A 14,720-nucleotide genomic window follows, 5' to 3' on the forward strand; every position below is an offset into this window, starting at 1 on the left:
CAGGTCATGCGCCTGTTACCTCGTTTTTTATATTCGATATTTTTGATTTAGCTTACGCGGTTCAACTTCTTGATGATAGAGAAGATGAAGAGGGCTGAAACCAGACAGATACCTGCGAGAACACCCCAGATAGCAATAAGGTTGAAGTTCTGACCCCACATGATGCCAGGAATCATAACCAACTGGTTACCGATGGCTGTTGCACCGAACCAGAGACCCATCATCAAACCTGCATACTTTGGAGGAGCTACCTTCGATACAAACGAAATACCGATTGGAGAAAGCAGAAGCTCTGCGAATGTAAGGATAAGGTAAGTAGAGATGAGGAGGTTAGCACTTACACGTGTACCCTCTGTAGCAGGATCGCCCTGTGTCAAAGGAAGCTCCAGACCCATTGAACCTACAGCCATCCATACAAAACCAAGAGCTGCAACGAGCATACCCAAGCCAATCTTCTCAGGCGATGTAGGCTCCTTGCCAATCTTGTGGAGCCATGAGAACAAAGCAACGCTCACTGGTGTCAATGCCACTACATAGCATGGGTTGAACTGCTGGAAGATAGGAGCCTCAACATCTACAGAACCTTCAAGGTTGCTGTACTTGTAGAAGAGGAAAGCGATAGCAGCAACTATTACGCCAAGAGAGATGCCCTTACCCTTGCCAGTCTTGCTCTGTGCCAGACCGAAGCAACCGTAAACCACGAAGATGCAGGCTACGAGGTTGGTAACATCGAACGCCATTGACTGCAGACCCTCAGATGTCTTCTGAGTATAATCGCGGGCAAAGAGTGTCAATGTATTACCGTTCTGGTGGAAAGCCATCCAGAAGAAGATAACCACAGCGAATACGAGACAGAGGCAGATGATGCGCTCCTTGGTCTCAGCCTTAGAAAGTTCGTTTGTCTCCTTGGCAGAAGTCTTATCATCCTTACTCTTGGTCTCAGAAGCAAGAACATGCTTGTATGTAAAGCTGAAGGCATAGTAGATGGCGATACTAACGATAAGCGAAGCACAAGCCACAGCGAAAGCGAAGTGGTATGAATCTTCCACCGACACGCTCAGGCTCTCCTGCGCCCACTTCATAATCTTGATGGCTGCAGTAGGAGCAAACATGGCACCGATGTTGATAGCCATATAGAAGAGAGAGAAACCTGAATCACGTTTGCTGGCATACTGTGGCTCATCATAGAGACGGCCAACCATCACCTGCAGATTACCCTTGAACAGACCGGTTCCCAAGGCGATGAGGATAAGTGAAATACCCATGGCAGCAACGGCAACGGTTTCCTTGCCAAGAGGAAGCGAGAGAACAAGATAGCCTATGAACATGATGAAGATACCCGTGGTAACCATACGTCCAAAGCCAAACTTGTCGGCTGCGATACCACCGATGATAGGAAGGAAATAAACCATCATCAGGAATGTAGAGTAAATAGTACTTGCCAATCCGGTTTCAAAACCGAAGTTGGCCTGCAAATAAAGCAAGAACACAGCAAGCATGGTGTAATAGCCGAAACGCTCACCCGTGTTTGCCAAAGCTAAGGCCCACAGACCTTTTGGTTGATTCTCAAACATAATTTTTTGTTTTGTTGTTATTTTATTATTTAGTTATTCTTTTCTCGCAATTTTTGTGCAAAGATACATAAATTATTCCATATTTCAAACTTATTGCACAAAAAAACGCACTTCTCATAGCATTTTTCTACAAGAAACCGGCTAAAATTCTAAGAAACAGACAAATCAGATTAAAAAAATCCGTTTATATTACAACGTAATTACATTTTTTTTCGTACCTTTGCACCCCGAAACCATGAGGAGGTTTCGGGATACACAAAAATACTTCAAAAAATTCTAAATAGAAAGGTAAAAGGATATTTATGAGACAACTTAAGATTAGTAAGAGTATAACCAACCGTTCCAGTGAAGCACTCGACAAGTACTTGGTGGAGATTGGTAGAGAGCCTATGGTCTCTATCGACGAAGAAATCGAACTTGCCCAAAAGATTCGCAAAGGCGGTCGTGAGGGAGAACGTGCCAAGGAGAAATTGGTAAAGGCAAACCTTCGTTTCGTTGTATCTGTTGCTAAGCAATATCAGCACCAAGGTCTTTCTCTTACCGACCTCATCGATGAGGGTAATATCGGTTTGGTAAAGGCTGCTGAAAAGTTTGACGAGACCCGCGGCTTTAAGTTTATCTCATACGCCGTATGGTGGATTCGCCAGAGCATCCTGCAGGCTATTGCTGAGCAGAGCCGTATCGTTCGCTTGCCTTTGAACCAGGTAGGTGCCTTGAGTAAGATCAGTGCAGAAATCAGTAAGTTTGAGCAGGAGAACCAGCGCAAACCTTCTGTTGCTGAGCTCGCTCAAATCACAAAGATGGAAGAAAGCAAAATCGACCAGACTATCAAGGCAGACAATCACCACATGAGTATCGACGCTCCATTCGGTAGCGATGATGACGACAATGCTATGGTCGACGTGATGGCTTCGGGTGATGACAGCCGTACCGATAAGGGCGTTGACTTCGAATCTATGGCGAGCGAGCTTGACCGAGTTCTCAACTCTGTATTGAAAGACCGTGAGCGCAAGATTCTGTGCTACTGCTATGGTATCGGTTGCCACGAGAAGGGTTTGGAGGAAATCGGCAGCGAGTTCAACCTTACCCGTGAGCGTGTTCGCCAGATTCGCGAAAAGAGTATCATCAAGCTCCGTGATAGCGGCAAGATTAAAATCTTGATGAAATACTTAGGATAATTAGTAGTGATTAGTGATTAATTCATTCGGATAGAAGACGAGAGAAAATAGATAAAAACTAAGTTGCTCATAGCAACGAAAGTAAAAAAGGGCAATCAGTTGGTTCATCCCAACCTGATTGCCCTTTCTCTTTTTACTATTAATTAATAATTAATCACTAATAACTAATCACTAATAATTAATCACTAATAACTAATCACTATAAACTATTCACAAAGTTACCAATCTTGTCAAGAAATCCGTTCTCGCCATCTTTTGATGCTTCGAAGTAAGGATATTCATCACGCAAGCAAATTTCGTCGTAAAGGAAATCCGCCACTACCGTATCGTTACCATCCGGCATTACAAGTCCCATCTTGCCATTCTTCTCAGCTATTACCGGCATGATGCTCAAGTCATCATTATAAATGTAGCAGGTGCGCAAGAAATCATAAGTTGGCGAGAGTAAGATGTTGCCTTGATGATCTTTCATACCGAACTTTCCATCCTGCTCAAATACCTCATGATATTGAATGTATTTCGCCTTGATGCGCTGGTAATAGAAAACCATCTTGCGCTTATCGTTGACAAAATCCAGCATATACTGGAAGGTATCACAATAGTTGGCTACCGAACGGACCAGAATCATCTTCAAGTCAAGACCATCCAATGCTTTTCTGTTCAGATCAATATACTTGGCTATCGCCTTTTCCTTCTCTGGTACAGAGAGGCTGGCTAGCCTTTCCTCAAATTTCAACATAGCTTGCTTGGTACCCGACATACCCTTGATATACCGGTGTATCTGTCTGCCCATCTCTGAACATACAAACTTGTCAATCTCCTGCTGCTCTATCGGGTCAGCATAGTCCTTAATCAATGATTCAGGTGTCGCATTCATGGTTATTTCCTTTCTTTTAAAAATTACACTTTCAAAGATTTAGAAGAACAAAGAACAAACGGATTCTACACTCTTCGTTTTTTACCCTTCACTCAATTTGCTCTTTGTTCTTCGCTCTTCACTTATTTCACATTAGGTTTCTGCAATCCATATCCCTTTCTCTTGTCTTCAAACAAGAGGAGGAAAGAGATGATAATGGCAATTACACCAAAGGCTGCAAAGATGGTCATCGTCTGGGTATAGTCGATAACACCGTCAGCACCCGTGTTAGCCTGGTTCACCTTACCAATCCATACAGGAATGAGAGCCAGTCCGATGTTCTGGATATAGAAGATAAGGGCGTATGCAGTTCCTAAGAGTTTCATTGGGATAATCTTTGGCACGGATGGCCACATGGCTGATGGTACCAGTCCAAATGCGATGCCCAGGATGAGCATCAGCACGATGGCAAGCACCCATGAGTTGATTGGCAGGGCAAACATGACGTGCACAAAGGTCAGGAGGCAACTGCCGATAATCATCAGCGTAGCACCCTTGCCATACTTATCGTATATACTACCGAAGAGCGGTGTGAGGAAGATGGTACCGAATGGCAACATCGCAGGAATCAGACCTGCCAAATTAGCATACACACCATACTTGAAAATCATCAGCTTGGTAGCAAACTTCAGGAATGGGAATACACCGGCATAGAACATCAGGCAAAGGAATGCCACATACCAGAAACCTGTTGTCTTGAACAAACCGCCCAAGTCTGAAAACTTGAAACCTTCTTCCGGCTCAGTAGCCACAGCTGCCGCAGAAGCATCCTCCTTCTTGTCCATCACGCAATAAACCAAATAAACCAGTACACCTGCACAAAGTAATACTGCACCCAAAGCAACAGAAGCTGATACACCACCCATCGCCTTGGCAAAAGGAAGAGAAGCACTCAGTGCTGCAGCAGTTCCCAAACGAGCCGTAGCTACCTGTACACCCATTGCCAGAGCTAACTCATGACCCGTAAACCACTTCACGATAACCTTGCTCACTGTGATACCGCATATCTCGCATCCCACACCATAGATGGCAAAACCAAGAGCAGCTATTACTACCTGCGTACTGTAAGTACCAAAGAATGGTACAGCAACCATTCCGTCAAACTCATGACCTAAAGCATACCACTTCAACAAGGCTCCACCAAACATCAAGACGGTAGAGAGGATACCAGTGAAACGGATGCCAAACTTATCGAGGATAAGACCACCGAAGAAGAGAAGCAGGAGGAACACATTGAAGTATCCGTAAGCTCCAGAGAAGAAGCCGTACTCATCCGAACTCCATCCGAGTCCGAGACCATTCTCTGCTCCCTTGGCTGCTGTCAAGAGAGGCTCCAGTGGAGACATCACATCTGTAAAAAAGTAACCGAACATCATCGTGATACTCACAATGAGGAGGGCGGTCCAGCGAGCAGACTTCGAGTCGCTCAATTTCATCTGCATTTTTTCTATTGTACTCATTTTCTTTAAAACATAAATGATAATTTCATTATCACTATCTACTAATTTCTATTAACTATAAACTATTAACTTTCAACTCTCAACTGTAAACTATTTCCTCTTCACGTTCTTCGTTCTGGTGATATCAAAGAGATAAGAGAGTTTCAGAACAATCTGTCCGTAGTTACTCTTTCCGAAATAATCACGCTTAGAAGCACCGTAGATATTACCCAAGCCATAGTAGTAGCGGGCTTCGGCAAGGAAATGCCCCACCTTCGGAATGCTGTATTCTGCACCCAGACCCAGGGCGATACCATAATCGAGCTTGTTCTTGACTGCCATTGTATCCTGAGCTACCACCGGACTTACTCGGTTATTATCGGTTGCAGGCATGTGCTCTACCGAGAAGTTCGTCTTCTGCGAATCACTCAGATAGAGTCCAAACTGCGGACCGGCATTCACGAAGATATTCAGTCCTCTTGTCTCCCTACCCCATGCCAGATGTGCAAAGATCGGAACCTGAATATAGTTGATGGTACGCTTGTAAGCCATCGCCTCTTGGGTTTCGGTGATAATCACCGGATTATTCTCCATATCCAGAATATCCTCTTCCCATCCAGCCTGCGAATAGTTAACCTCGGCATAGATAGAACAGATGGTCTTGAAATATTTCTCGCAGGTATATCTCATCGAGAAACCGCCCGTCAGTCCTCCGTGCTGCTTCTGCTGTACCTCGGGTGTGAATCCTACGCTACTCATCATATAGCCCCCATTAAAACCTATGGCGAAATCACTACGATGTTCTCCTATCTGTGCCGAAACCGGGATTCCGAAGATCAGCATCAGAATCAGCAGCCCTATATTTCTATTCATTATCAACTATTAATTGTAAACTATAAATTGTAAACTATAAACTAGTACTTCACCGCCTCTATCTGATGATTAAAGGTATAGTGAATCAACTGGAAGCTCTTGTTCTTGTATCCTCCTCTGCTGGTCTTCTCGAAACGGAGTGGAGTCTGAACTGGCTGGTAGGTCATCTGCTGGCGCTCACCTGTAAAGTTCTTTCCGTATCTCTTGACACCCTGAATCAGATACATTCCGTGATCGAAACCGGTGATGGCGAATCTTGGCTGTGCCACCATCATAGGCTGATGGAACCAGCGCTCATAACGGCTCTCAAGCGCCTTGGTCTGTGCTGAGTTCGGATTATAATAGAAGGTGGAAGGGATATAAGTATCATACTTATAGAATCTTTCCAGATTATACTTGGCATACATCAGCCATTCGGTATAGCCGAAGAGCGAGATGGCTGCACCAGGAAACTTCGCATCAAATTCGTCGAGCTTGTTCAACACCTGAGTCAACTGTGGCGAACGTCCCGTATTCAGGATAATCACATTCTGCTTTGAAGGCATGAAAGCCTTGGCAAACTGCTCGATGCTTGAATTCACATTAGTGATGCTATAATTGATTTTCCTACGTTCCAGTTCCTTGCGGAGACCGAACGTAAAGTTGCCCTTTCTAGAAGTAGAATCATTGCAGTCTACAAAGATAGGATGCACATTGGCAAAACGATTCAGAAATGCCTTGATGGTCATATCATTCAGCGCATCATCACTCTGATAAACCTGGAAAATCTCTTTGTTCCTTTCTACATCATCTCCGCTGATAGAGAACGGAATCACCATTTTGATGCCGTAGGTCTTGCAGAAGTTGGTAAGCGGAGCCACCTGCTTGGTATAAAGCGGACCAAAGATGATGTCGCATTGGTTAGCACCTTCCTGTAAGAGCGTATTCCGGATATCAGCATCAATAGGAACATTCCAGGCACGCACATCAATATCGGCGCCCTGCTGCTTCAGGGTTTCGCAAGCCAGCAGCAATCCGCGGTAATATTCTACCATTCGTTTGCCGTCGCCATCTACATTGTGCAAAGGCAACATCACGCCTACCTTTACCGCATTTCTGGCAACAGCAGCCTTTGAAGTGGCCGGAGCTGTAGCTGTTTTCTGAACCGTTTCCCCATTGCCCGACTTCTGACCGTTCACCTGGTTAGGGTTCTTCTGGTCCTTGGTGTATGGAATAAAGAGCGTAGCTCCCTTCTGCAGCATGTATCCCTCACGCTTCATCTCTGGATTGGCATCCATCAGTTCCGGAAGGCTCAATCCATATTTATTGGCGATACCAAAGATGGTATCTTTCTTCTTAACCGTGTAAATGTCGCGCCACTTTACAGTCTGCGCACCAATGCTGACACTGAGCATAAGCCCAACGAACAGCAGGAAATATCTCATTTTTTGTCTCATATCTCAAGATTTTTTTAACGATATCTTCAAATATTTCATGTTTTCATCTGCAAAAATACAAAAAATCTTGCATCTGACGCAATATCTCTCATCTTTTTATTATCTTTGCACAAATTATTTTAGAAATGAGACGAAAAATAGCATTACTTTGCACCATGTTGCCACTTTTGACGTGTCAATTACACGCTCAGGAAGTTAACGACGACGAAGAGGCCAACACAGAAGAGACGACCAAGGTCAGTTCTCTTCTCATGCCGAATGCCTTCTCTCCAAATGGCGATGGCATCAACGACATCTACAAGCCCAAGGATGGTTACCGGAATATCGAGGAGTTCCACGCCTATATATATAATAGGTGGGGACAGAAACTCTATGATTGGACCGATCCTGCCACGGGATGGGATGGTACCTACCGCGGAAAACCGGTAAAGGAAGGAGTCTACTTCTGTCTCGTCAAGGCAAAGGGGGCAGATGGCGTGGTGTATAACATCAAACGTGATGTCAACCTGCTCAGAGGTTATACCGAAGAGCAGAACAGTAACTATTAGGCAAACAGCAATTAGCAGAATTGGAATATGAATTCAGAAGAAAAGATAAATGTATGGGGCGCACGGGTCCACAATCTCAAGAACATAGATGTGGAGATTCCGCGTGATTCCCTCACCGTGATTACCGGACTCTCGGGTTCGGGCAAGAGTTCGCTGGCATTCGACACCATCTTTGCCGAAGGTCAGCGCAGATATATCGAAACTTTCTCTGCCTATGCCCGCAACTTCCTGGGTAATATGGAACGCCCGGATGTTGACAAGATTACGGGATTGAGTCCGGTCATCAGCATCGAACAGAAAACCACCAACAAGAATCCTCGCTCTACCGTGGGCACAACCACCGAGATTTACGACTATCTCCGTCTGCTCTATGCTCGCGCCGGTACTGCCTACAGCTACCAGAGTGGCGAGGAGATGATGAAATATACCGAGGAACAGGTCATCGACATGATTCTCAGCGATTATAAGGGCAAGGCTATCTTCCTGCTCGCTCCCCTCGTTCGCCAGCGCAAAGGTCATTATCGCGAACTCTTCGAAAGCATGCGCAGAAAGGGGTATCTCTACGTGCGACTCGACGGCAACATCCTCGAAATCGTTCCCAATATGAAAACCGACCGCTACAAGAACCACAATATAGAAGCTGTGGTCGACAAACTGGTGGTAAAGGAAGAGGATGAGGAACGCATCCGCAAGAGTGTGGCAACGGCTATGAAACAGGGCGACGGCATGGTGATGGTTCTGGAGAAAGGTGCCAAGGAGGCTAAGACATACTCCAAGCGACTCATGGACCCTGTAACAGGTATCGCCTACCAGGATCCTGCTCCTAACATGTTCTCCTTCAACTCTCCCGAAGGTGCCTGTCCGCATTGCAAGGGCTTGGGAAAGGTGAACCAGATTGATATCAAGAAGGTAATTCCTGATGATAAACTCAGCATCCATGAAGGAGGCATCGCTCCGCTTGGCAAATACAAGAACCAGATGATTTTCTGGCAGATAGAATCATTGCTCAGCAAGTATGACCTCAACCTGAAGACGCCTATCTGCGAGATTCCGGGCGATGCCATGCAGGAAATTCTCTATGGCTCGCTCGAAAACGTGAAGATTGAAAAGGAGAAGGTACATACCTCTACCGACTACTTCTGCGCATACGATGGCATCATTGATTACCTGCAGAAGGTGATGGAGGATGACGAGAGTGCAGCGGGCAAGAAATGGGCAGACCAGTTTATCTCTACCATCGAATGTCCTGAATGCCACGGCTTGCGACTCAAAAAGGAATCGCTCTCTTTCAAGATCTGGGATAAGAATATATCCGAAGTAGCCAGTCTCGACATCGATGAACTGCGCGATTGGCTCGAAGAAGTAGAACAGCATCTGCCTTCGATGAAAGCTAAGGTGGCTCACGAAATCATCAAGGAATTGCGCTCACGCGTTACCTTCCTCCTGGATGTGGGACTCAATTATCTCTCGCTTAACCGCCAGTCGGCTTCTCTCTCGGGTGGTGAGAGTCAGCGCATCCGTCTGGCTACTCAGATTGGTAGCCAACTGGTCAACGTGCTCTATATCCTCGATGAGCCGAGCATCGGTCTGCACCAGCGCGACAACGAACGTCTGCTCAACAGTCTGAAGGAACTTCGCGACCTAGGCAATACCGTTATTGTGGTGGAGCACGATGAAGATATGATGCGGGCTGCCGACTGGATTGTAGATATCGGTCCGAAGGCAGGACGCAAGGGAGGAGAAGTAGTCTTCCAGGGCACTCCTCAGGAGATGCTCAAGACCGATACCATCACCGCCCAGTATCTCAACGGCAAGATGGCTATTGAGGTGCCTGCCCTCCGCAGAGAAGGCAACGGCAAGCATATCACCATTCACGGAGCTACGGGCAACAACCTCAAGGGGGTGGATGTTGATTTCCCACTCGGCAAACTCATTGTCGTAACGGGTGTCAGCGGCTCAGGCAAATCTACTCTCATCAACGAGACCCTCCAGCCTATCCTCTCTCAGCATTTCTACCGTTCGCTCAAGAAGCCGATGCCATACGACAGCATCGAGGGCATCGAGAATATCGACAAGGTGGTGAATGTAGACCAGAGTCCGATTGGCAGGACGCCTCGCAGCAATCCAGCTACCTACACAGGCGTTTTCAGCGATATCCGCTCACTCTTCGTAGGACTTCCCGAGGCAAAGATCCGCGGTTACAAGCCGGGCAGATTCTCCTTCAACGTGAAAGGTGGAAGATGCGAGGAATGTAAGGGTAACGGATATAAGACCATCGAGATGAACTTCCTGCCGGATGTCTACGTACCTTGTGAGGTATGCCACGGCAAACGCTACAACCGCGAGACGCTGGAGGTAAGATACAAGGGAAAGAGCATCGCCGATGTTCTTGATATGACCATCAACCAGGCGGTAGATTTCTTCGAGAATGTTCCTCAGATTCTGCAGAAGATCAAGGCATTACAGAATGTAGGACTCGGATACATCAGGTTAGGACAGAGTTCCACTACTCTCTCTGGCGGTGAGAGTCAGCGCGTAAAACTGGCTACCGAACTCTCGAAGCGAGATACGGGCAAGACGCTCTATATCCTTGATGAACCGACAACCGGTCTGCATTTCGAAGACATCCGCATCCTGATGGATGTACTCCAGAAGCTGGTAGACCGTGGCAATACAGTCATCATCATCGAGCACAATCTCGATGTCATCAAACTCGCCGACTGGCTGATTGATATGGGTCCAGAAGGTGGACGAGGCGGCGGTCAGCTCCTCTTTGCCGGTACACCAGAAGAAATGGTAAAGCAGCAAAAAGGATATACCTATAAGTTCCTCGCCCCTTTACTGAAGAAATCAGGGAAACCTGAATAAATCAGGATAGGAACGAAGGCTGTGACAGAAGAAAATAAAAAAAAAACGCTCTAAAAGTTTGGATGTTACAAATATTAAGTTTATCTTTGCATAAGATATAAAACAAACAGCGTATGAAACAGGTAGAAGAACGATACATCAGCTTGCTGACCGATTTCGGCTTCAAGCGTATTTTTGGAACAGCAATGAACAAGGATTTGCTCATTTGCTTCCTCAACAGCTTGTTTAATGGCAGACAGGTTGTTAAGGACGTTTCGTATCTGAACCCAGAGCACGTCGGTGATGTTTATACCGACCGCAAGGCTATCTTCGACGTGTATTGCGAAGGAGAAAACGGCGAGAAGTTCATCGTTGAAATGCAAAATGCCTACCAGGCATATTTTAAGGATCGTTCCCTCTTCTACTCTACTTTCCCTATCCGTGAACAGGCACCCAAGGGGAGTGACTGGGATTTCAAACTCAACCATGTCTATACAGTTGCGCTGCTCAACTTCAACATGAATGAGGACGCCTTCGACAAGGAGGAAATCCGCCACCATGTACAGTTGTGCGATACCGCTACCCATAAGATTTTTTACGACAAGCTGGAGTTTATCTATGTAGAGATTGCCAAATTCGACAAGACTTTGGATGAACTGGAAACATTGTATGATAAATGGCTATATGCACTGAAGAACCTCTATAAGCTTACCCAACGCCCAAAGGAGCTGTGCGACAAGGTTTTTGACCGACTTTTCGAAGAAGCCGAGATTGCCAAATTCACACCACAGGAGATTCGGGAATATGAAGCAAGCAAGATGGCATATCGGGATATCAAGAACTCTATTGATACGGCGAAAAGGGAAGGTAGAATAGAAGGTAGAACTGAAGCCAACATAGAAACGGCTAAACGTTTGCTGGCTATGGGATTTCCAACAGAACAGGTTGCCAAAGCGACCCAGCTACCTTTGGATATGGTTCAAAATCTGAGCTACTGATAAAAGTGAAAACTAACGTTTTTCTTTTATGCAGGATACCATAACAAATAGCCCCAACCTACTTTCTCAAGCGGGTTGGGGAAATTTGTTTCTGTTTAAAATGTGACGATAGCATGGTACCGATTACAGCGCTACGCTTGATACCGATACAGCACTATCGTCAATTAAATTAACGTTGCATATACAAAATGAGCCTGTAAATGAGCCTGTAAATGAGCCGATAAATGAGCCTGTAAATGACAACAGCAAGCCATTCTTTCTGCAAAGAAATAAAATTCATCCATAAGAGAGAGATTTTGGCGAATAAGCTGGTAGTGTAATTACTTGTTGAATTCGCGTTTAAAGATATACACTTAATGTTAGTAATCTTTATTTTATTTTCTCCAAGGACAAAGTTTCACCATTTTCACCTGTTGCCTTAATCAAATTAACTTTGTTTATGATAACTTTATAAGCTTGGTTATATGTTTTCCCATTGCCTTTTGAAGAAATTGCCAGTGTATTACCATCAAAGGTAAATGTGAAAGCAATTTTATAGGATATCGCTGACATTTTCTCTTCACAATAGCCTTTTCCATCTTTGTTGAAGGTCCATACAGCATCCTTTGTCCTAGACTGATCTTTCCAGGTACCAACAATACTTAAATCTTGAACCTTAGAATCGTCATCGTCAGAACTACAGCTTGTGAAAGCTGTAGTTGCAAATGCTCCAATAAACAGGAGCAACATTAAAAATAAATACTTTTTCATAAATTTGATATTTTAATTTAAACTAAACATTTCATTTTATCTGTTGCCTTTCGAACGGTTATGCGTCTTGCAGAGCATCTGGCAGTTGCTCTCATCTGTGGCTCCACCTTTGCTCCATGCTTGTACATGGTCGGCATCCATTTCCTTTAATGCCCAAATTTTATCCTTATTGGGTCCAACGCCACAAGCACAAAGACGACAATTGCTTTCATGCTTCTTTTTGGCATCTACCGTCTGCCGTTCATAAACCCTGCGCTTGGTATTATCATCGAAGACACGGACATTCAGAAGTCTTGTATCCTTACAACCGCCAAGCACATATTCAAATACGTTCTTTTTATCTTGAACGCATGGATCGTTATAAAGCTCTTTCACCTTTTGTGAAACCTTGATATGATCGTATGGAGTAGTATGGTACTTTTCGTAGAGTTCTCCCCAATTCAATCCCTTCATCTTGGGATAGACATCATCAAAAGTCTGCTCTATCCATGAAATGACATCGTTGAAATATAGTTTGAGTTCATTGATATCGGTATCACGACGATGCTCCTGCATATAATCCTTGATGTTGCCATGACTAACCCATCGCAAGGCTTCTTGCAGAATTTCCTGTCTGTTGGCTGAGCCAGAGATGTAGCATCCCCATTTCTGTATACGGGCATCTTCTTTATTACTAAACTCCTTTCGGGCTGCACTAACGAAAGGTCCTGAATAAATAGCGTTCAACTTCTCCTGCTCATTAAGCTTGATACCGCCAATATTTATGATTTTAAACCACTCCTTGATTTCTGTCTCCGTTCCTTCGCAAATGTAGGCAAGAATTGGTGTATTCTCTATAAGTTTCCTATCTTCGTCATCTAAACTTTTGAATTTATATGGAATATCTTCTTTCATATAAGAGAATTTACCTATCAGATATCTACCAAGACTTGTAATACGCTGCTGCCCATCAAGTACCTCCAAACGTCCATCTAGAAGTTTGTTAAAATAAAGAAGTCCCAATGGATATTCTTTCAACACAGAATCAATGACGGCAATTTCTTTTTCGCTTTTATTCTCACTATAGAGATAGTTGCGCTGGTATTCAGGCTGAATGGTAAGCTTGCCAGCCAAACCATACAACCCCTTTCCATCAAGTTCACTATATGTGAATCCTTCACATAGTTCCTTTACTGTATATGTATGTAATGTTGCTTTCATTTTAGCATTGTTTTTTACGGATTAATATTCGGGCATAAGCTTGTGTATAATACTTACCATCAACAATATAATAGACTTCACCATCAAGTGGACCATCCAATTCTATTACAGGTCCGTCATTTAGTTTGGTTACTATAGTCTTTATGCCAGTTTTACTAACCTGTATCTGCTTTGGATATACCTTATTAGCCATAGCAAACCAAGTTTTAGTAATACCAACGATTTCAAATTGCTCCGGACAATACTTATCCATATAAGTAAGAGACATTCCCATCATACCATCATAATCAGAAGGTATTGCATCATAGTAATTAACCTCTATCGCATCGAAATTATCATAATGCTGATAGCCTTTTCCTTTAATTTCGCTATGCTTGCTATATTTGATGTTGTCAGCCATAGACATTAAAGGCGTTTGAGTGTGGCGGCGTCCATGTTCCAAATTGGTAAACCAGCAGATTGCAGGAACACGATTTACCTTCATTCCATTCTTCTCTCTTTCAAACTTGTATGTGGATGCATACTCGAAATCTTCGGGTACACGAAAATACATACCTGTATTGAAGTTGGTTGCTCCTATCCACATCTTATTATCCTTTAAACTCGGGAATACCTCTTTATATGAGATTGCATTGATATTGCCTATAATAACAAATTGCTTATCTGCTTCCATAATCCACGCAAGAAACTCTCTAAAAAGTGAGAATGGTGGATTCGTTACAATAATATCCGCTTCGTCTCTTAACTTTTTAACCTCTTCACTCCTGAAATCACCATCACCCTCAAGATAGTCCCACTCCAAGTCTTCAAGATTGATTTTACCATCACCAGACGTTTTTTTTTCTAAAACAAAAATTTTACCATGGGTGTTAGTCTTAGACTTGTCAAACTTTGGAGAAGTTGTTTCCAAAAAGGATGTTTGAATTCCTGCTTTGATAACCTTGCTATTGATAGCATAGCT

The 14,720-nt window shown here is 44.2% G+C and carries 11 protein-coding genes and 1 pseudogene; 4 read left to right on the plus strand and 8 right to left on the minus strand.

Going from position 1 to position 14,720, the window contains the following annotated elements; translation table 11 throughout:
- Positions 1–47: 47 nt before the first annotated feature.
- Positions 48–1,574: a peptide MFS transporter gene (locus ACWJAO_RS05835; protein ID WP_449139581.1), complete on the minus strand. Its 1,527-nt coding sequence runs from the start codon at positions 1,572–1,574 to the stop codon at positions 48–50.
- A gap of 302 nt (positions 1,575–1,876) precedes the next feature.
- Between ACWJAO_RS05835 and ACWJAO_RS05840 the strand changes: the two genes are divergently transcribed.
- A complete protein-coding gene (locus ACWJAO_RS05840; protein WP_006847025.1) occupies positions 1,877–2,752 on the plus strand; it encodes a sigma-70 family RNA polymerase sigma factor in 876 nt (291 codons plus the stop codon).
- A 199-nt stretch (positions 2,753–2,951) separates the two neighbouring features.
- On the opposite strand, the gene ACWJAO_RS05845 is transcribed toward ACWJAO_RS05840, so the two are convergent.
- From ACWJAO_RS05845 to ACWJAO_RS05860, 4 genes are all read right to left on the minus strand, one after another.
- Positions 2,952–3,629, minus strand: coding sequence for a hypothetical protein (locus ACWJAO_RS05845; protein WP_449139582.1), 678 nt, complete (start codon positions 3,627–3,629; stop codon positions 2,952–2,954).
- A 122-nt stretch (positions 3,630–3,751) separates the two neighbouring features.
- Complete coding sequence (locus tag ACWJAO_RS05850; RefSeq protein ID WP_449139583.1) at positions 3,752–5,128, minus strand: MFS transporter; 1,377 nt, start codon at positions 5,126–5,128, stop codon at positions 3,752–3,754.
- 90 nt (positions 5,129–5,218) lie between these two features.
- Complete coding sequence (locus ACWJAO_RS05855; protein WP_449139584.1) at positions 5,219–5,980, minus strand: porin family protein; 762 nt, start codon at positions 5,978–5,980, stop codon at positions 5,219–5,221.
- Between the two features lie 41 nt (positions 5,981–6,021).
- Positions 6,022–7,416, minus strand: coding sequence for a LysM peptidoglycan-binding domain-containing protein (locus ACWJAO_RS05860; protein WP_449139585.1), 1,395 nt, complete (start codon positions 7,414–7,416; stop codon positions 6,022–6,024).
- A gap of 239 nt (positions 7,417–7,655) precedes the next feature.
- Here ACWJAO_RS05860 and ACWJAO_RS05865 point away from each other — a divergent pair.
- The 3 genes and pseudogenes from ACWJAO_RS05865 to ACWJAO_RS05875 form a co-directional block, all read left to right on the plus strand.
- A pseudogene (locus tag ACWJAO_RS05865) lies at positions 7,656–7,964 on the plus strand (T9SS type B sorting domain-containing protein); the annotation flags it as partial.
- A gap of 27 nt (positions 7,965–7,991) precedes the next feature.
- Complete coding sequence (gene uvrA / locus ACWJAO_RS05870) at positions 7,992–10,832, plus strand: excinuclease ABC subunit UvrA (RefSeq protein WP_288574060.1); 2,841 nt, start codon at positions 7,992–7,994, stop codon at positions 10,830–10,832.
- A gap of 113 nt (positions 10,833–10,945) precedes the next feature.
- On the plus strand, positions 10,946–11,809 hold the full coding sequence (locus tag ACWJAO_RS05875; RefSeq protein WP_449139586.1) for an Rpn family recombination-promoting nuclease/putative transposase: 864 nt from the start codon (positions 10,946–10,948) through the stop codon (positions 11,807–11,809).
- Positions 11,810–12,178: 369 nt separating this feature from the next.
- Here ACWJAO_RS05875 and ACWJAO_RS05880 read toward each other — a convergent pair whose 3' ends face one another.
- From ACWJAO_RS05880 to ACWJAO_RS05890, 3 genes are all read right to left on the minus strand, one after another.
- Entirely contained in the window at positions 12,179–12,559 is a 381-nt protein-coding gene (locus ACWJAO_RS05880; RefSeq protein ID WP_006847033.1) for a DUF5640 domain-containing protein, read from the minus strand.
- Between the two features lie 36 nt (positions 12,560–12,595).
- Positions 12,596–13,759: an HNH endonuclease family protein gene (locus ACWJAO_RS05885; RefSeq protein WP_449139587.1), complete on the minus strand. Its 1,164-nt coding sequence runs from the start codon at positions 13,757–13,759 to the stop codon at positions 12,596–12,598.
- Position 13,760: 1 nt separating this feature from the next.
- Positions 13,761–14,720: adenine-specific methyltransferase EcoRI family protein (locus tag ACWJAO_RS05890; RefSeq protein WP_449139588.1), on the minus strand; the 960-nt coding region annotated here is incomplete at its 5' end.

It is taken from the genome of Segatella sp. (assembly GCF_977051555.1).

Excerpts from the sequence above, each read along its gene's own strand:
- uvrA (WP_288574060.1), top strand. The coding sequence starts at position 7,992 with ATGAATTCAGAAGAAAAGATAAATGTATGGGGCGCACGGGTCCACAAT.
- ACWJAO_RS05880 (WP_006847033.1), bottom strand. The coding sequence starts at position 12,559 with ATGAAAAAGTATTTATTTTTAATGTTGCTCCTGTTTATTGGAGCATTT.
- ACWJAO_RS05855 (WP_449139584.1), bottom strand. The coding sequence starts at position 5,980 with ATGAATAGAAATATAGGGCTGCTGATTCTGATGCTGATCTTCGGAATC.
- ACWJAO_RS05850 (WP_449139583.1), bottom strand. The coding sequence starts at position 5,128 with ATGAGTACAATAGAAAAAATGCAGATGAAATTGAGCGACTCGAAGTCT.
- ACWJAO_RS05875 (WP_449139586.1), top strand. The coding sequence starts at position 10,946 with ATGAAACAGGTAGAAGAACGATACATCAGCTTGCTGACCGATTTCGGC.
- ACWJAO_RS05845 (WP_449139582.1), bottom strand. The coding sequence starts at position 3,629 with ATGAATGCGACACCTGAATCATTGATTAAGGACTATGCTGACCCGATA.
- ACWJAO_RS05840 (WP_006847025.1), top strand. The coding sequence starts at position 1,877 with ATGAGACAACTTAAGATTAGTAAGAGTATAACCAACCGTTCCAGTGAA.
- ACWJAO_RS05885 (WP_449139587.1), bottom strand. The coding sequence starts at position 13,759 with ATGAAAGCAACATTACATACATATACAGTAAAGGAACTATGTGAAGGA.
- ACWJAO_RS05860 (WP_449139585.1), bottom strand. The coding sequence starts at position 7,416 with ATGAGACAAAAAATGAGATATTTCCTGCTGTTCGTTGGGCTTATGCTC.
- ACWJAO_RS05835 (WP_449139581.1), bottom strand. The coding sequence starts at position 1,574 with ATGTTTGAGAATCAACCAAAAGGTCTGTGGGCCTTAGCTTTGGCAAAC.